The 17497-nt window shown below is 46.8% G+C and carries 15 protein-coding genes and 1 pseudogene; 4 read left to right on the forward strand and 12 right to left on the reverse strand.

Features of this window, described 5'->3' with window-relative positions; translation table 11 throughout:
• From menH to WN59_RS03225, 3 genes are read right to left on the reverse strand one after another with little or no spacing between them, the layout of a single operon-like run.
• Positions 1-780 (reverse strand): 2-succinyl-6-hydroxy-2,4-cyclohexadiene-1-carboxylate synthase, encoded by a 780-nt coding sequence (menH, locus tag WN59_RS13580; protein ID WP_046512453.1) that lies wholly within the window; start codon positions 778-780, stop codon positions 1-3.
• The gene (menD, locus tag WN59_RS03220) at positions 770-2437 is read right to left on the reverse strand and encodes a 2-succinyl-5-enolpyruvyl-6-hydroxy-3-cyclohexene-1-carboxylic-acid synthase (protein ID WP_046512457.1); all 1668 of its coding nucleotides are present in this window, start codon (positions 2435-2437) and stop codon (positions 770-772) included. Before menD ends, menH begins: the two co-directional genes overlap by 11 nt.
• Positions 2434-3798, reverse strand: coding sequence for an isochorismate synthase (locus WN59_RS03225; RefSeq protein ID WP_046512460.1), 1365 nt, complete (start codon positions 3796-3798; stop codon positions 2434-2436). Before WN59_RS03225 ends, menD begins: the two co-directional genes overlap by 4 nt.
• 120 nt (positions 3799-3918) lie before the next feature.
• Between WN59_RS03225 and WN59_RS03230 the strand changes: the two genes are divergently transcribed.
• Complete coding sequence (locus WN59_RS03230; RefSeq protein ID WP_046512463.1) at positions 3919-4836, forward strand: 1,4-dihydroxy-2-naphthoate polyprenyltransferase; 918 nt, start codon at positions 3919-3921, stop codon at positions 4834-4836.
• A gap of 34 nt (positions 4837-4870) precedes the next feature.
• Here WN59_RS03230 and WN59_RS03235 read toward each other — a convergent pair whose 3' ends face one another.
• Complete coding sequence (locus tag WN59_RS03235; protein WP_046512468.1) at positions 4871-5380, reverse strand: hypothetical protein; 510 nt, start codon at positions 5378-5380, stop codon at positions 4871-4873.
• A 152-nt stretch (positions 5381-5532) separates the two neighbouring features.
• Here WN59_RS03235 and WN59_RS03240 point away from each other — a divergent pair, with 152 nt between their 5' ends.
• Complete coding sequence (locus WN59_RS03240) at positions 5533-6135, forward strand: DUF5067 domain-containing protein (protein WP_046512472.1); 603 nt, start codon at positions 5533-5535, stop codon at positions 6133-6135.
• 56 nt (positions 6136-6191) lie between these two features.
• Positions 6192-6965: a class I SAM-dependent methyltransferase gene (locus WN59_RS03245; protein ID WP_046512477.1), complete on the forward strand. Its 774-nt coding sequence runs from the start codon at positions 6192-6194 to the stop codon at positions 6963-6965.
• 340 nt (positions 6966-7305) lie between these two features.
• On the opposite strand, the pseudogene WN59_RS03250 reads toward WN59_RS03245, so the two are convergent.
• Positions 7306-8183, reverse strand: a pseudogene (locus tag WN59_RS03250) (thiolase family protein); the annotation flags it as partial.
• Here WN59_RS03250 and WN59_RS13935 point away from each other — a divergent pair.
• Positions 8157-8249 carry an IS3 family transposase gene (locus tag WN59_RS13935; RefSeq protein WP_408005386.1) on the forward strand — a complete coding sequence of 31 codons (93 nt, stop codon included), beginning with the start codon at positions 8157-8159 and terminating at the stop codon, positions 8247-8249. The pseudogene WN59_RS03250 and the gene WN59_RS13935 overlap by 27 nt on opposite strands.
• Before the next feature lie 56 nt (positions 8250-8305).
• On the opposite strand, the gene WN59_RS03255 is transcribed toward WN59_RS13935, so the two are convergent.
• The 7 genes from WN59_RS03255 to WN59_RS13590 form a co-directional block, all read right to left on the reverse strand.
• Positions 8306-9490 carry a thiolase family protein gene (locus WN59_RS03255; RefSeq protein ID WP_046512480.1) on the reverse strand — a complete coding sequence of 395 codons (1185 nt, stop codon included), beginning with the start codon at positions 9488-9490 and terminating at the stop codon, positions 8306-8308.
• Between the two features lie 31 nt (positions 9491-9521).
• Positions 9522-11780, reverse strand: coding sequence for a 3-hydroxyacyl-CoA dehydrogenase/crotonase FadB (fadB, locus tag WN59_RS03260; protein WP_046512485.1), 2259 nt, complete (start codon positions 11778-11780; stop codon positions 9522-9524).
• A gap of 52 nt (positions 11781-11832) precedes the next feature.
• Positions 11833-13038, reverse strand: a complete 1206-nt coding sequence (gene fadE / locus WN59_RS03265; protein ID WP_046512488.1) for an acyl-CoA dehydrogenase FadE — start codon at positions 13036-13038, stop codon at positions 11833-11835.
• A gap of 52 nt (positions 13039-13090) precedes the next feature.
• The gene (fadD, locus tag WN59_RS03270) at positions 13091-14605 is read right to left on the reverse strand and encodes a long-chain-fatty-acid--CoA ligase FadD (RefSeq protein WP_046512491.1); all 1515 of its coding nucleotides are present in this window, start codon (positions 14603-14605) and stop codon (positions 13091-13093) included.
• A 24-nt stretch (positions 14606-14629) separates the two neighbouring features.
• Positions 14630-16192, reverse strand: a complete 1563-nt coding sequence (fadX, locus tag WN59_RS03275) for a fatty acid degradation protein FadX (RefSeq protein ID WP_046512495.1) — start codon at positions 16190-16192, stop codon at positions 14630-14632.
• 358 nt (positions 16193-16550) lie between these two features.
• Positions 16551-17306, reverse strand: coding sequence for an N-acetylmuramoyl-L-alanine amidase family protein (locus WN59_RS03280; protein WP_046512499.1), 756 nt, complete (start codon positions 17304-17306; stop codon positions 16551-16553).
• Positions 17307-17352: 46 nt separating this feature from the next.
• Positions 17353-17496 carry a hypothetical protein gene (locus tag WN59_RS13590; RefSeq protein WP_156172377.1) on the reverse strand — a complete coding sequence of 48 codons (144 nt, stop codon included), beginning with the start codon at positions 17494-17496 and terminating at the stop codon, positions 17353-17355.
• Position 17497 lies beyond the last annotated feature (1 nt).

Consider the following 17497-nt stretch of genomic DNA (forward strand, 5'->3'; position numbering starts at 1 on the left):
TCAGCCTCCTATTAAAAACTCTAATACCATTATACCAAACTTATCCGCCGCTTCCATATGAATGTTATGTCCGGCGCCGGGAATAATCTCAAACCGGCCATTCGGAAGCAGCTCCTCCATCCTCTGATTGATGGCTACGAACTTCCCGTCCTTCTCACCGGCAAGGAGCAGCACCGGAACCGATATTTCCGGCAGATCCTGCCAGTATGACTTCTGGATCCCCGTTCCATAACTGATCAGACTCTCCGCTGCGCCGCGCGGGTCCTGAGCCAGCCTGTTTTCTCTCTGGCGCATCCTTTGACCCGCATCAGCAGAGTCCTGCGATTGGAAAATCCCCATCTTTTCCCAGCTGTCAATGAAGGAAGCATAATCGGATAAAATGCTGTCCGCCCGCTTCCGGTCAAGCTCCTGCCGTTCTTTTCTTTCTGACGGATCGCTGATGCCGGGCGATGCACTCTCAAGCACTGCCGATTTTATCACTCCCGGATAATTGGTCAGAAGTGATACAGCGACCCTTCCTCCCATGGAGTAGCCCACGACATGGACCGCCCCCCACCGTGATCCGATCAGTGCTGCGAGCGCGTCCGAGATGTCATCCATGGAATAGTCCCCCCCGGCCTTCGTATCACCAAAGCCCGGGAGATCAACAAGCAGTATGTTGAAATGTCCCGTCAGGTGTCCGACAGCTGGTTCCATACTCGACATATCCGACAGGAAGCCGTGCAACAGGAGCACTGTTTCCTCACTGCCGTTATCATCGAACCTGTAATTAAGTTCCAATGGCCCTCACCATTTTCCCGATCTCCTCTTTGAGCTTCTGATGTTCAAACAGATTCTTATCCCGGTCTGTCTTTATCTCTATCATGTTTCTGCCGCTTCTGTTCAAAAGCTCCGCATCCAGTTCCTCTACATCCGCAATAGAGACATGGTCGAATCCATACAGTGCTGCCGCATGGCTGAAATCAAGGTCGAGCGGCGTCCCGAAGAGACGTTCAAAATGATCTTTATCCGCGTGCTGCGGCAGGAAGCTGAATATACCTCCGCCGTTGTTATTGAACACGATTATATTTATATCTATCTCCTCAAGTTTCGCCATCATGAGACCATTCATATCATGATAGAGCGCAACATCGCCGATGATGAGGGTGACCGGCCGGCTCAGTGCCGTGCCGAGCGCTGTTGACACGACGCCGTCTATGCCGTTTGCCCCGCGGTTTGAATAGACGGGATGCACATTGAGTGTATCGTACCGTTCCACATCACGTATCGGCATGCTGCTTGAGAGGAAGAAGTTTGTGGCGGGCCCGGTTTTCTGGATGATGTCATACGTAAAACGTCCCTCATCAGTGAAATCGCCGATATTTTCATCAATGAAATGTTTGACGGAGGCATCGATGTGGCTCATCCATTTTTTGAAGTCCGGTGCTCCCCCGGAAAATTCGATTTGTTCCAGTGTATCTGAGACATTCCCGATATAGGATGCCGCCGGGGCCACAGGATACGTTTTGACTTCCTGCACTTCACTCAGCACGTACTGCGGCACATTGGTCGAAGAGAGGAATTTATTGGCCGCCTTCGAAGTCAGCGGCTCCCCGATACGGAGGATGAAATCGACATTTTCCTCAATGAAACCGTACTGTGCTTCGCTGAGTACATTGAATATCAGATCATGATGTGTCACGGCATTTTTCAGGAATCCGCGCAGATGCTGCCTCGGATCGAGAATGACAGTCAGGTTTTCACGGTCGATGATACCGCCGATGTCCGAAATATCCTCCCTCGTCTCCCCGATCAATAAAAGGCCCGTACCCTGGAAAGGTTTTACGGACGCATCCGTCATTTTATATTCCGGCAGTGTCTTTTGCTCTCTGTTGAACAGGCCGGTCCTTGAGACATCCGGCATGGACGGCTCCCGTACAGGGATGTTGATATGGACGGGGCCTGTGTGTGTGCCGGTGAAAAACCTGGAGCACTGGAGTATCTTGGATTCTATCAGATCCGCGAGGGACTCGTGCATGTCGGCAAGCGGCAACTCTGTAAAGAACTTTACGTAGTTGCTGTACATATTGTTCTGTGTGATGGACTGCGGCGCCCCGATGTCCCGGAGCTCATGCGGTCTGTCAGCTGTCAGGGCAATCAGCGGTATATGGCTGAGTCCCGCTTCCGCCATAGCCGGGGTATAATTCGCGGCCGCAGTGCCCGATGTGCAGATGAGCCCCACAGGGCTCCGGTCCGCCTTCGCAAGACCCAGAGCAAAGAATGCCGCACTCCTTTCATCGGGATGTACATGAGTCCTGATTGAAGGATGCAGTTCGGCTGCGATCGCTATGGGTGTTGAACGTGATCCGGGACTGATGATGACTTCCTCCATCCCGTAGGACCACAAAACATCAATGAGTGTAAAAACCTGCTTTGTTAGAACCTCCTGATGGCTCATTCGTCATTCGCCTCCAGCACATTCAGCATCGGTGTGAACTTGACCTGTGTCTCCTCGTATTCCTTTTCGCTTGAAGACCCTTTGACAATTCCGCATCCTGCAAACAGAGTCGCACTGTTCGCCTGGATGAGCATCGATCTGATTGACACGACAAACTCGGAATCATTGTCTTCATGGATGATGCCCACGGGTGCTGCATACAATCCCCGTGTGCCATACTCCTCCTCCATGATATAATCCCGGGCCGTTTTCTTCGGCAGTCCGCCGACGGCCGGTGTCGGATGGATGGCATCAAGCAGATCAAAAACATCTGTATCGTCGTTCAGCGTGGCTTTGATTGCGGTATGAAGATGGTAAATATATTTATTCTCGAGAATCCCCGGTTTTGGATCATACTCGACCCAGTCACTGTACGGCTTCAGGTCATGCACAATCGATTCGCGGACGACTTCGTGTTCATAGCGGTTCTTTTCGTCATTCAAAAGGAACGATTTCTGAAGCTCATCCTGTTCACTGTCATGGATCCTTTTGGCTGAACCCGCTATCGCATTCGTCCGTAATTTATCGCCTTTGATATCAAAAAGTTTTTCCGGTGATTTGGAGATGAACGCGGACTTGCCCTTTTCATAATAGATTGTGTAAGTGCCTTTTTCATTATCCAGTCTTTCCAGCAAAAAAAGCGGATCTGCCGAAGACTTGAAGGTTATCAGTCTCTGTCTCGCCAGCACCACTTTCCTGAAACTCGTTTCATCCAGTACATCAACCGTCCGGTCGACAAGCGCCTTCCATTCATCCGGAAACAGATCTTTCTCCATATTAATCACCGGTTTGCCGTCAGCTTTCAATTCTGCATTTTCAATGGCTTCAAGCTCACGTACTATATCACCGAGTACTGTCTGCAGATCCACTTCTGAAATGCCTGCAGTGTAAAAGAGGACTTCATTTTTCAGGTCGAATTGCCATTTCGGCAGATGGAATTCCACCATGGCGAAGTCGTTCCATTCATCAGTGGTCTCCTTGGTGTCAAAACGGGTGCCCCCGAACAGACTGAGACGGGAAGGGATACCCTCTTCAAGCCTGACTTTTTGAATTTTATCATAAAGTGCATCTTTCTCTTTGGACAAAGAAGATGCAGAATATTTATCTCTTCTGATTGATTCCAGATAACCGATGCCTACAATATTATAAGCATCCTCTTTAGACCGGAACCAGTATCTGGACCCAAGTTCAGATCCGAAGTGGGAAAACAGCTTCCTCTCATCAATATCCATACCGTATATGGGCAGTTGGAGAGTCAGATAGTTTTTATCCGAATCCAGGCTTATATCATCCAGAATAGTTTGATACGCTTCCAAGTTCATTAATACACACTTCTTTCAGCATAGTTACTCTCATTTTATCATTTATTCATATATGTGTGTATCGTATATAATTAAATATGTTAAAATTGTAATCATATTTATACAAAAAGGAAGATGGTCATGCAAGGTACAGAAACACATACAGGGATAAAGAAATACCTCAGTCTGACGCGCCCCCACACTCTGACGGCCGGGTTTGTCCCTGTTCTCGTCGGAACGGCGAGCGTCCTGCTTTTCGCGCCGATCAGATGGGATATGTTCATCGCTATGATGATCGCCACACTGCTCATCCAGTCCGCGACGAATATGTTCAATGAATACTTTGATTTCAAAAGAGGTCTGGACAGTGCCGAATCGGTGGGTATTGCGGGAGCAATAGTACGAAACGGGATGTCGCCCCGGCTTGTTCTGAACATTGCCGTCCTGTTCTATATCATCGCCGGCATCATAGGCATTTACATTTCGATAACCACATCGCTCTGGATACTCGTCATCGGGGCTGTATCAATGGCTGTCGGGTACCTCTATACAGGCGGACCGTTCCCGATATCATGGACGCCGTTCGGGGAGATATTCGCGGGGTTCTTCATGGGGACAGTCATTATCATGATCACATTTTTCATCCATACAGAAACGCTGCACTACTTTCCGCTGCTGATTTCAATACCGGTTGCGATTACCATCGGTCTGTTGAACATGGCAAACAACATCAGAGACCGCAGGAAGGATAAAGAAAGCGGCAGGAAGACATTCGTCATCCTTGTGGGCAAACCCCTTGCAGTCATGACTACAGCAGCCCTGCTGGCATTCTGTTATGCCTTCATTTTCTGGATCGTGTTCTTCAAACCATATGGTTCAATATTCCTGCTCCTTACATTCATCTCGATACCGCTGTTCTTAAAAACAGTGCGCCGGATGTGGAAAGGCGATACCCCGGCCGAACTCATCCCGGCCATGGCTTCCATGGGAAAACTGAATACCGTCTTCGGACTCCTGCTGACAATCGGTCTCGTGATCAATGGGGTAACCGGTATATAAAGATGGCTGAGAAAATTCTTCTCAGCCATTTCTTCTATATATACCTCTCCTGCTGCATCTTTTCATGAAATTCCCGGATGCATTCAAAATGGTTCGGATTTATATTGCGGATCGTCTTGCTGCGGACCGCCCCTTTTTCATTTTTCAATTTGATGAACAGCACGCCGGATTCAAAGTCCTCATAATTATAGTCCTCATCGTTGAACTCCAGGGAAATGATCTCTCTGTACGGGTAGTAGCTCACAAGCCATTTTGCACTCTCCTCGCTGAATTTAAAGGCAGAAGCATGTACAAAAATGAGCTCATCTTCCAGAAGGATATAAAGCCCGATCCGCGTCAGGTTCAGCCGGCAGATGCCGATGCAGTACACCGGTTTCGACTTATAGCTTTCATAGTCAAGATCATCAAACAGATGCTTTTTCACCTTCTGCAGAAAAAGAAGTTCATCCCCTTTGAAATCATGCGCGCCCATCTCTATTTCAAACATGGGTCTCGGGAGTTCGATTGCATCCAGATATAAATTGATTTCATGATAAGAAAACATAGGCATTCTCCATACTCATCATAGAATTTGACTCCATTATACATCATTCCCATGATGTATAAAAACATTATTTCAATTATCGAAATAATATTGATTATTCTTATAATTATATTATACTTAAAGTGTATCTATATACTAGGGGGTAAATTGAAATGAGTTTGAAAAAGTATCTGCTGGCCGGCGGCCTCTCCACAGCGCTGCTGCTCGGTGCATGCGGCGGCGCCGATTCCGGTGAGGAAGACACCAGCGGGGAAAATACCGAAGAATCCGGTACTGACGAAGAAAACCAGGATGTTTCCTACTCCGGCCAATACGGTGATTTCAATGTCGTTGAGTTCAGTCAGACAACCATGGAAGCACCGGAAGGCGAGGAAACTGAAGACGAAGAAGAATCCGGACCGACAGAAGCAGTCGTCATCGAATTCGAATTCACAAACAACTCTGATGTTGCCACCTCACCACAGGAAGCATTCGGCCTCGACCTCGCCGTCAGACAGATGGATGGTGAATCTGAAGTGCCGCTTGAGAACCTGACAATGGATCTACCGGAAGACTTTGAAAAAAGTGACGAAGCAGGCGCTGCCGCTGAAATGGTCGAACCCGGAGAATCCTCGACCGCAGTCGTAGCATACGGACCACTCGATCCTGAACTTGAAACTGTTCTGCAGAGCCGTGAAAACCCGATGGCCGAAGAAGACTCCGACCCGCTCGACCACACGATTGAACTTGAGGGATCGGGAGAAACAGAAGGATAAAAATCATCCCATGCCCCCTGCAGAAGCCAGGGGGCATATTTTAAGGCAGGTAAAACATGATAATCACTACAGGCGGCAGGACAGACCAGGATACGACAGCCCGTGCAAAAGCACTCGCCGGCAAATATCAATATCCTTTTATAGAAAGAGACAAAAGAAGCATCGGTGCCTTATTCGAAAAATACGAAACCGACATTGCGACGGTCGGCAGGGAGAAACTCACAATCATTCCCCGCTCTTCGAAAGAACCCATCCACTTCCACCCCAGCCTGTCGATGATCAGGGCAAAACGTCTGATAAACGGGGAAAGTGATGCATTCACAGAAGCTTGCCGGCTGACAGCGGGAATGAGTCTGCTTGATTGCACGATGGGACTCGCGGCAGACAGCATCACAGCCAGCCTTGTTACCGGAGAAGAAGGCCGCGTCACTGCAGTGGAATCAAGCCCCCTCCTCCATATGCTTGCCACCGAAGGGTTAAAGACATACCAGAGCAAGATTCCGGTAGTTGACGAAGCGATGCGAAGAATCAAAACAGTACATGCAGACCACTGTGATCACCTCAGAATGCTCCCCGATGACAGCTTCGACATCGTATACTTCGATCCAATGTTCCAGGAGAAAATCGAAGCATCAAACGCCATCCGGAAAATCAGCGGACAGGCAGAAAAGAACAGCCTGACCCGCGAAACGATCAAGGAAGCGAAAAGAGTCGCAAGACACAGAGTGGTACTGAAAGACCACTGGAGAAGCCGGAGATTCGAGCAGTTTGGTTTCGATCAGCTCAAAAGAAAGACAAGCCAGGTGCACTATGGCAGGATTGAAGTCTAATAAACACCATCACTTCCGTCAACTGATAAAAAAAGGTTCATCCCTCGAACCTGTAACCTGCCTTCATGAGTGTTCGGGCATGTTGGGATCTGTATTTTTTATAGAGGGTGATACTGCCTTTATTAGATTCGTCAATCCCTGAAATTATGATTCACATGCTTCACCGGTCCGATCTGTAACCATGGTCCGCTCCTTTTTAAGGCAATTATCCTATTTCAGTAATCCAGGGCCACGTACATGGAATATTCTATTGTGTATTTATGGGCGGGCCAGTATTTGAAGAGATCATACATTGCAAAAATTGCTGCCTGATCGTCTCCCCCCCACATGTGATCACAGACTAATCTCTGATGAACTCGAATACGCCGGCTGCTCCCATGCCGACTCCCACACACATTGTGACCATACCATATTTTTATGCCGGTCTTTTTTTCATTTCGACAAGCAGTCGAGTCGTGAGCATTGCACCTGAAGCACCGAGTGGATGGCCCAGCGCTATCGCTCCGCCGTTTACATTTGTTTTTTCTGTATCCAGACCAGCTTCCCTGATTGTTGCAACAGTCTGGGAGGCGAACGCTTCATTCAATTCGATCAGGTCCATGTCCTCAACCCCAAGACCTGTCAGTTCCAGCACTTCCGGTATGGCATATGTAGGACCTATCCCCATCAGTTTCGGATCGACACCAACTGCCTTATAACCGACGAACCGCGCAATAGGCTGACCCCCAGCTCCTTCACTTTATTACCCGACATCAATATGACAAAGCCTGTCCCATCTGTAAGCGGTGCTGATGAAGCAGCTGTCACTGTCCCGCCTGCTTTGAATATCGTCGGCAGTTCCTCAAGCGTCTCAAGGTTTGTATCCGGACGTATGAGTTCATCTGTTCTGAATGATTCCTTTATGACAACAGGTCCGTTTTCATCATATGAAACGCTGTTGACATCGATTGGTATGATTTCATCATCGAACCTGCCTGAATCCCTGGGCTTTATAGCGCGCTGATGGCTTTGCACGGAATAGTAATCCTGGTCTTTTCGTGACACTGAATATTCTGCCGCCACCATTTCAGCCGTCAGCCCCATTGGATACGATACACCGGTATCTTCATCCTGGAGCACCGGACTGTTTGTGGGCTCGTTCCCTCCCATTGGAACAGCACTCATCAGTTCGACACCGCCTGCTGCCAATATATCGATTTTTATAACCATGATAGAATTAAAACAAAATTAAAAGGCATGTCTCCTATGAATTACAGAAGACATACCTTTAATAAAATGGCTTAACCAAAAGTTCAACTTTTAGGGTTCACTTCAAAGTTTATCTGCTGGAGCGGTTTGGATTACCTTACATATTCAAAGATGCCTGCTGCACCCATGCCGACCCCGATGCACATGGTGACCATGCCATATTTCGAATCGGGCCTGCGTTTCATTTCTGATAACAGACGTGCCGTAAGCATCGCACCCGAAGCGCCGAGTGGATGTCCGAGCGATATTGCGCCGCCGTTTACGTTTGTCTTATCGATGTCCAAGCCAGTTTTACGAATTGAGGCGACAGTCTGAGAAGCAAACGCTTCATTCAATTCCACCAGATCCATATCCTCAACTGATAGGTTGGTTTGCTCGAGCACTTCAGGGATGGCATATGCCGGCCCGATTCCCATTATTTTAGGATCGACGCCTACAGCTTTGAACCCGACGAACCTCGCGATTGGTGTCACCCCAAGTTCCTTCACCTTATCACCTGACATCAGAACGACGAAGCCGGTGCCATCGGTCAATGGGGCTGATGTACCTGCAGTCACTGTACCATCTGCCTTGAATACTGTAGGCAGTTTCGACAATCCTTCCATTGTAGTGCCCGGGCGTATATGTTCATCTGTTTTAAATTCTTCCTTGGTGACGACGGGTCCATTCTGGTCATAGGACACTTTTGTCACATCGATCGGAATAATTTCATCTTCAAAACGGCCCGCATCTAGTGCCGCTTTGGCACGCTGATGGCTCTGCACTGCGTAGGCATCCTGATCTTCCCGGGAGACTTCGAACTCCTCAGCCACCATTTCTGCGGTCAACCCCATCGGATAGGCAACCCCTGAGTCTGCATCTTGAAGAATCGGACTGTTTGTAGGCTCGTTGCCCCCCATCGGTACAGCGCTCATCAGTTCAATTCCACCTGCCGCCAGGACATCCGCCTGCCCAGCCTGAATCTGGTTTGCTGCCATCGCAATCGTTTGAAGCCCTGATGAACAGTAGCGGTTTACAGTCTGTCCCGGTACGCTGTTTGGCATTCCCGCAAGCAATGCAATGGAGCGGGCTATATTTTGACCCTGTAGTCCCTCTGGAAAAGCATTGCCCACTATGACATCTTCGACCATGGAAGATTCGAACCCTCCATCCACACGTTCCAGCACGCCTTTAAGTACTTGTGCTGCTACTTCATCCGGCCTATCGTGAAACATCGCGCCGTTTTTAGCTCTGCCTGCAGCAGAACGGCCATAAGCCACTATATATGCTTCCTGCATTAAGACTCATCCTTTCTTTTTAACCGATCCATTAATTGCGTAGTGGTTTCCCTGTTTCAAGCATATGACTGATTCTTGCGTGCGTCTTTTCGTTTTGAAGCAGGCTCAAGAAACGTTCGCGTTCCAGCTTCTGGATATATCTTTGATTCACATAGGTGTTTCGCGGTAGATTTCCACCTGCCAATGCCTCTGCAATTTTCAAAGTAATTTCATAATCATAGTCACTGATGAAATGTCCGAGACGCTGGGCATCAAGCTGACCTTTAATCAGTGCAATGAAATCGCGTCCTAAAGCAATATATTGGCCCTTTGGTTTCGGTATATAATTGGTGTTGGCTTCAAATCGTGCTTTCTCAAGCGCCACTTCAACACGTTTTTCTGAATTAAGCAATATGGAATCTGTATCTCTCAAGTAGCCATACCTCTTTGCTTCATAGGCATTGGTGGACACTTTTGCCAAGCCGATGTTCATCAGTATATCCGTCATGGATTCCTGCTTGTCGTTATGCTTATGAGTAGTGCTTAATATGCGATCCGCCATTTCAGCAAGCCCCCCACCACTCGGTAACAGGCCGACACCAGTCTCCACCATACCCATATAAGTTTCGCTTGCAGCTACGACAAACGGGGAGTGCAGCACCAGTTCACACCCACCACCAAGTGCCTGACCTTGTACAGCTGTTACAATCGGTTTCAGTGTATATTTCAAGCGATTGAAACTTTCATGGAGCTGGTCTATGGCTGGACCGACGAGCTCATCCACCTGCTTCATTTCATGCGCTTTCTTCATCATGTATAGATTTGCGCCTACGCTGAAGTTCCGGCCATCAGCGTAGATGACCATACTTGAGAAATCTTCAGTTTCAAGCAAGTCTATGGCTTCAATCAGGTCACTTGAGAAGCCGTCCGAAATGATATTGTTGGCACTTTGCAACTTCAACAGCAACTGATCGGAATGGACCACCGACAGATTGGAATCTTCCCGGTCCCATATTTGGCTGTCTATGAACGATGCCACTGGAGCTGTCCGCTCGATCGTCTCGCCTGCTTCATAGAATCCTGAAGTGCGTTCCTCGATCCAGTCCGGTAATTCACCAAGTTCTTCCTTCATGCGGTTTTTAACGCGTTCGAATCCCATAAGATCCCAGAGCTGGAACGGCCCCTTCTTCCAGTTGAACCCCCATACAAGCGCCCGGTCTATATCTATATAGTCAGAAGCAGCTTTCGGTACATTCAAAGCAGAATAATGGAAGTTGTTTCTGAGCGTCTCCCACATGAACAGCCCCGCTTCATCTTGAGCATTGAATATTACATCCATGTTCGCTTCGAGGTCTTTGCTGAACTGCCCCAGGATTTCAAACTGTGGTTGCTGTTGGGAGACATAATCATTCTGCTCCGGGTCGAAGACGAGTACCTCCTTCTTATCCTTCTTGTAGAAGCCCTGCTTGGTCTTCCTGCCGAGTGCACCCTGTCCGACTAGTTTTTCAGCTATTTTAGTATCATGGAAGAATTCTTTCTCTTCGGGAATCTGCTGCAGTCCTTTTGTTACAGTGACAGCAATGTCCAGTCCAACCAGATCACTCAACCCGTAGGTCCCTGTACTTGGCCTGCCGATGCTTCGCCCTGTCAGAGCGTCCGTTTCTGTAATCGACATTCCCTGGTTCTCCGCGCGGTACATGATGTCATTCATCGTCTGGGTCCCAACCCGGTTGGCGACAAATCCTGGAACATCATTTGCAATCACTACGCCCTTACCGAGCTTGTCTTCAGCGAAAGCTTGCGCTTCATCGACCGATTGTTCAGAAGTGTCTTCAAGCGGAATGATTTCCACAAGCTTCATTATCCTTGGCGGGTTAAAGAAATGCATTCCAAAGAATCTTCTGCGCTCTTCTTCACCCAATACTTTCGCGATATAAGCAATCGGTATACCGGAAGTGTTCGTCGCAAACAGTGCATTATCTTTGGCAACACCCTTCACCTTATTCCACACTTCATGTTTGATTTCCAACTCTTCCTTAACAGCTTCGATGAAGATATCCGAATCATCCTGCCCCTTCAAGTCATCCTCAAAGTTGCCGTAGGACAAGTTTGATGCAAAATCCAGGTCGAACAGCTGCGGACGTTTTTTATCCGTTATCATCTCATATGCTTTTTTTGAAACCTTGTTACGATCTTTGTCATCTGCCACTATATCCAATAATTTCACTTTCAAGCCGGCATTGACGAGCAGTGCAGCAATCTGACTGCCCATTACCCCAGCACCTAGAACAGTTGCTTTTCTTATCGTCATGGAAATACCCTCCAAATTATTTGATCTCCGATGTACTTTTGCCTTGTGGGCTTTAGATGAATGCAGAGTCGCCGGTCAATGCACGGCCTATCACCAATGCATTTATTTCATGGGTGCCTTCGTACGTGTAGACCGCTTCAGCATCCGAGAAGAACCTGGCGATATCATACTCTGCTAGAATACCATTGCCACCTGTGATGCCTCTGCCCATCGCCACAGATTCCCTTAGGCGTAATGAGTTCATCATCTTCGCAGTAGAGGTCGCCACTTCGTCATATTCACCCTTCTCCTGCATACGTGCAAGTTGTGCAGATAAAGTGATTGCCTGCGATAGGTTACCTTGCATCATGGCCAGTTTTTCTTGGATCAATTGGTACTTGCTGATTTCCTTGCCGAACTGCTTACGTTTAGTCACATAATCAAGAGTGGCACGCAGTGCCCCTGCCATTGCACCTGTCGCCATATATGCCACGCCTGCACGTGTCGAATAAAGGATTTTGGCGATATCTTTGAAGCTATTGATATTCTGCAGTCGATCCGCCTCTTCCACTACAACATCCTTTAAATGGATGTTGGCATTGGGTATGATTCTGAGTGCAATTTTATTCTCTATAATATCGATATCGACACCTTCCTGCTCGGGCCGGATGATGAAACCTTTCGGCTTGCCGGTTTCAACATCTACCGCAAACAAAGGAATGACATCGGATAAATTCGCTCCCCCGATCCATTTCTTCGCACCATTTATGATCCATTTGTCGCCCTCACGTTTTGCCGTCGTCTCCAGTCCTCCCGCTACATCGGATCCGTGCTCCGGTTCAGTCAATGCAAAACATGTTCTGAGTTCGTGGGACTGAAGTTTTGGAATATAGTGCGCAACCTGCTCTTTACTTCCTCCGAACAAGAAGGCGTTGTGACCAAGCCCCTGATGGACACCAAGCAAAGTCACCAGTGATACATCAAACCTGGCTACTGTGTAGGATAGGAAGAACTGGAACATCTGACTTGCCATCCTGGCGCCTTCCCGTCCTTCAAACAACAAAGGATTATTGAAATAATCAAGTTTGCCCATCTCTTCAAAGAAGCCTTCCGGAATGGTTGCATTTATCCAATGGTCATTGATCGAATCCCGGTATTTACTCTCAAGCAGATCGTTCAGTTGTTTTAAAAATTTCACTTCTCCTTCAGTGAGTTCTTTAGACACATTCAACAGATCTTCTGGATATAATTCCTTCAATAGTTCATCTTTAGTTGTCATTATATTTCCCCCATCATTTTATGATACCGCTTTCAAAATTGCTGTTTACTGCCTAGTGAACAAGCCCATTCTCCTGCGCTTTTTCGTTCATGAGTTTCTGGATGGCCATCCTATCCGGTTTTGCAGTCGAGTTCAACGGGATATCTGTCAGTTTCAGATACATCCTCGGAACTTTATAGCCTGCCAACTTTTCCCTCATATGTGCGTTCAAGGCCTCTTCAAAACCTTCTTCATCCTCCGTCAGGACGACTGCTGCAGAGATCGATTCACCATATTTCGGGTGATCGAAGCCGACTACTATTGATTGCCTCACTAGTGGATGCTCTGACAATATAGATTCCACTTCAGATGGCAGAACATTTTCACCACCGGTGATGATCAGTTCTTTCTTACGGTTGACGATGAATATGTCGCCATCCTCATCTTTCCGGGCGAGGTCCCCTGTCAGGAAATAACCATTGTGGAATGATTTTTCAGTCAGATCCGGCCTATTCCAATAGCCTGGAGTTACGTTTTTCCCTTTGATTGCCAGTTCACCTATTTCATTCATTCCAACTTCATTGCCGTCGTCATCGAGCAACTTCATATCGACATACATGATTGGCTTGCCGATGCTCATGGGTTTCTTTTTGGCATTCTCTGGTGTATTGACCATCGCCAGAGGTGCCTCAGTCAGGCCATAGCCATTGATCAGCGTGTGACCCAAGCTTTCAAAGTGCCTCTGGACAGCTGGCAGCGGAGAGGAACCTCCCTGGATCAGGAACCTTATATTTTCAAAGTTTTTAATATCAAAGTTGTCCGCAAAAATCATACCATAGTACATCGTCGGTATTAATGTGAGGTAATCCGGTTTATGCTCCGCCATCAGATCATTCAACTGAGCCCCATCGTAATAGCGGTGCAACACGAGTGTGCCCCCTACCATGATTGCCGGTAGCGCAGTATCGTTCAATCCGAGTACATGGAATAGCGGTGTCGTTAGGATTGTCTTATATGACGCATTAATCTTATAGGTCAGTGCCGTGTTCACAATATTGCTGATGAATGAATCATATGTGAACATCACTCCTTTGGGAAGTCCTGTCGTACCACTTGTATAGATTAGTGCTGCAAGCTCATCACTTCCAACATCGACAGTTTTGAAGGGCCTATGATTATCAGGGTGGCATATGTCATCATATTCTTTCGAATCGATATTCATATGAAGCAGACCTTCAGGAGTACCGGTCAGGCTTTCTTTATGTTTTTCTGCATATAAGATCAACTTGACGCCGGAATCTGAAATGACGCTCTGAATCTCTTTTGGACTCAAACGCCAGTTCATCGGTAGAAATACAGCCCCCATCTTGAATGTCGCGAATAGCAGATCGAATATTGCTACATCATTAGGCGCAAATATCCCGACTACATCACCATGGCCAATACCTTGTTCCTTCAGGTGATTCGCCAAGTTTTCAGCGCGCTTGTCCATATCCTGGTAAGACCACTCAGTCCCCTTCAGAGGATCTATTATTGCCGGCTTCGCTTCATCATAGTCCGCCCGTGTCTTAATCCAATCGTAATTCATGTCTATCTTCCCCTTTGTTTGTGATTATTCTCCCTTTATGGAATATTGCAGCTTCCCCCATGTTTCCTGATATATTTCCGGATCCATTACTTTTATATCTTCCGCAATGATCGGTTTGAAATCCATCTGAGAAAGTACATCCTTTTCCAGTTGAAGCCCTGGTGCGATTTCAATGACTTTCAACCCTGCATCAGTCAACTCAAAGACCGCACGTTCTGTAACATAGTAGACCTGCTGTCCGAGCTGTCTTGAATAAGCCGCATTGAAGTCCATGCTTTTGACGCTGTCCACGAACTTCCTGGTATGTCCCTCCTCTTTAATTTCAAGAATCTTCTCACGGCACTCTGCCTTGCTGCCTACGACCATGGTGCCCGAAAAGATCAATGTCTGGACAGTTTGGCTGATGTCTATAAAGCCGCCGCTGCCATTCAGCCTCTCCCCAAAGGCCGAGACATTGACATTGCCATGACGGTCGATTTCCGCAAAACTCAAGTATGCGATGTCGAGACCATTATTGAATATGAAATCCCAAGTCATGTCATGGCGTATTCTGGCATCCAAGTTGTAGTTCATGCCGAAACGATTACCGCTCCCCAACATGCCGCCGAAAATACCAGTATCGATGTTCAGATTCACAAGCTCATCCACCTTCTCTTCACGCAACAGGTTGGAGAGCTCGTTATTGATTCCATATCCGATGCTTACACCATCTCCCGGTGAAAGGAATTGGGCTGAGCGTCTAAGAATTATTTTACGAGCGTCAAACTCCGGGAAACCTTGTCTAGGCTCTGCAATCCTATAATGACCCGCCAAGGCCGGATCATAATAGTCCTGTATCACCTGCTTATGGTATTTAGGGTTTTTATTGACGACCACGTAATCTACAAGTTCGGCAGGTATAAATACGTCTTTTGGGTTATAGCTGCCATTCTTGATGATTTCTTTCACCTGGACGATTATCTTGCCGTTATTACTGCGCGCTGCCGCAGCTGCAGCATACCCTTCTCCGAGGTGCGATTCATGGGTCATGTAGATGTTGCCCTTCTCATCCGCATAAGTTCCCCTCAATAACGCAACATCAATTTCGGGGAATTTATAATGCAGATATTCCTCACCATCGATATCAATGACTGACACTATATCTTCCCTAGTCACATCATTTGCTCTGCCACCCGAATACCTTGGATCAACAACTGTGTTCAACCCAATCTTAGAAATCATGCCTGGTGAAGCCGATGACTGATGGCGATACTGGGTGGCGATAATGCCTTGGGGCAGGAAATACATTTCTATTTCATTATTTTTAACAGCCTTAACTGTAAACGGCGATGCTATCACCAAACTTGTGATGATGCGTTTGACCATCCCCCGTGTCACAAAGGAATCCAAATCGAAGCCATCATCAAAATCACTGATGTCGTTCGATACGACAAACGTAAGATCATTTACTTTCTTATTCTCATCATGCTGTTCTGCCAAGTTTTTAAGAATTTCGACTGGCAGATTACCTACTGATAGAGCAGCTATCGAAATGACATCCCCTGTTTTAACGATATGCTCTAAATCATTGTATGAAATAATCTTCATATCCCATTCTCCCGACATTTTTTTATTCCAACAACACTTTTAGCATATAACATCCCCCTGTTTATGTTGACCGTACAAATTCAATGTATCATCACGGCTATAAATTGTAAACGTTTTCATTTCAGAAATATCGAAATTTTCTCATCACAAAATTTTATATCTGATTATATAACCTAGTACTAATTCAGCTTTAAACCCTTATTTTACAAGCATTCCAGATGCGTGTGAACTATAAGAATATGTAATATCCAAGGGCAAAAATAAAAGTGTAAATATGAAATAAATGGGTATTGACTTTTATGTCGAAAAATGGCCAAGGGAATATTTTGTTGAAGTTTAAGCACTACCTTCCTGATTTTCATAAGCCCCCTTTTGGAGCGGACAAGAACGGACTGCCAATGCGGGACATGATGCGTGTGCCCCCGACTTTAAAAGTACCGCTTGTTTTGAGATATTGTGTACCATATTGATTGGTCTGCCATTCTTCTTCAGGTGCAGGCGCGCCTACATTTGAGAGTGTCTTGAATTGCACGCCAAAGTAGTCACAAACCGCTTTGACATCACAGTCCGCCATATCTTTGATGTACCGATCTTGTTTATTTCCGAAGATCAATCGAAAATCTAAGTTGTTTGTCATAAACCCATGCTCGACCAGGACCTTCGGGAAAGTAGTGGCTTCCCTGATGATGTGAAGGTTTGTCCATGAGTTATATTGGGCTGCATGCAGTCCATTGCCGTGGATGCTATACCCCTTCTTTTTCATATTGTTGATGATGTTCGTTGCGAACTGTTTGCCTTGCCTGCTGGTATACAAATAGAACGCACAACGTCCGTTTGCACTTGCTGTCCCAGCGTTCGCGTGTAGGGAGATTCCAAGATCTGGCCGCTTGCTGTCATGGTAGTTTGTACGATTCACCAGATATACATCTTTGCTGTCGAATGGCTGTGCCATAATGACCTTAAAGCCGTTATGTTCAAGCAGACGTTTTACGCGTTTCCCCAATTTATTATTAAAATCAAATTCCGCATATCCTTTTCCATCTTTGTAGACACCTTTACCTGGTGGGAATATGTTGTTTCCATGTCCAATATCCAATGCAATTGCTTTACTCATGTTTAACACTCCTTGGTTTTTTTAAATTTGAAATAAAAAAGACACCCTATTTCAGAGTGTCTGTTGTAAACCCTTCTCTTCTTTTCGCAACTTCCCATGCACCTGTAGCCATCGGCCCGCTGATCAGGCCTACGGCCACCCTGCCGCCCATTGATAAATCAGAACCCAGTTCGGGCACGAATGTAGTCAAG

Source organism: Salinicoccus sediminis, from assembly GCF_000986795.1.
Lineage (GTDB): Bacteria > Bacillota > Bacilli > Staphylococcales > Salinicoccaceae > Salinicoccus > Salinicoccus sediminis.

What these genes read in the sequence shown, in the direction of transcription:
- fadX (WP_046512495.1), bottom strand. Translation starts at nt 16,192, where the DNA reads ATGAAGATTATTTCATACAATGATTTAGAGCATATCGTTAAAACAGGG.
- fadD (WP_046512491.1), bottom strand. Translation starts at nt 14,605, where the DNA reads ATGAATTACGATTGGATTAAGACACGGGCGGACTATGATGAAGCGAAG.
- menD (WP_046512457.1), bottom strand. Translation starts at nt 2,437, where the DNA reads ATGAGCCATCAGGAGGTTCTAACAAAGCAGGTTTTTACACTCATTGAT.
- WN59_RS03240 (WP_046512472.1), top strand. Translation starts at nt 5,533, where the DNA reads ATGAGTTTGAAAAAGTATCTGCTGGCCGGCGGCCTCTCCACAGCGCTG.
- fadB (WP_046512485.1), bottom strand. Translation starts at nt 11,780, where the DNA reads ATGACGATAAGAAAAGCAACTGTTCTAGGTGCTGGGGTAATGGGCAGT.
- WN59_RS03225 (WP_046512460.1), bottom strand. Translation starts at nt 3,798, where the DNA reads ATGAACTTGGAAGCGTATCAAACTATTCTGGATGATATAAGCCTGGAT.
- WN59_RS03245 (WP_046512477.1), top strand. Translation starts at nt 6,192, where the DNA reads ATGATAATCACTACAGGCGGCAGGACAGACCAGGATACGACAGCCCGT.
- WN59_RS03235 (WP_046512468.1), bottom strand. Translation starts at nt 5,380, where the DNA reads ATGTTTTCTTATCATGAAATCAATTTATATCTGGATGCAATCGAACTC.
- WN59_RS03230 (WP_046512463.1), top strand. Translation starts at nt 3,919, where the DNA reads ATGCAAGGTACAGAAACACATACAGGGATAAAGAAATACCTCAGTCTG.
- WN59_RS03255 (WP_046512480.1), bottom strand. Translation starts at nt 9,490, where the DNA reads ATGCAGGAAGCATATATAGTGGCTTATGGCCGTTCTGCTGCAGGCAGA.
- fadE (WP_046512488.1), bottom strand. Translation starts at nt 13,038, where the DNA reads ATGACAACTAAAGATGAACTATTGAAGGAATTATATCCAGAAGATCTG.
- WN59_RS03280 (WP_046512499.1), bottom strand. Translation starts at nt 17,306, where the DNA reads ATGAGTAAAGCAATTGCATTGGATATTGGACATGGAAACAACATATTC.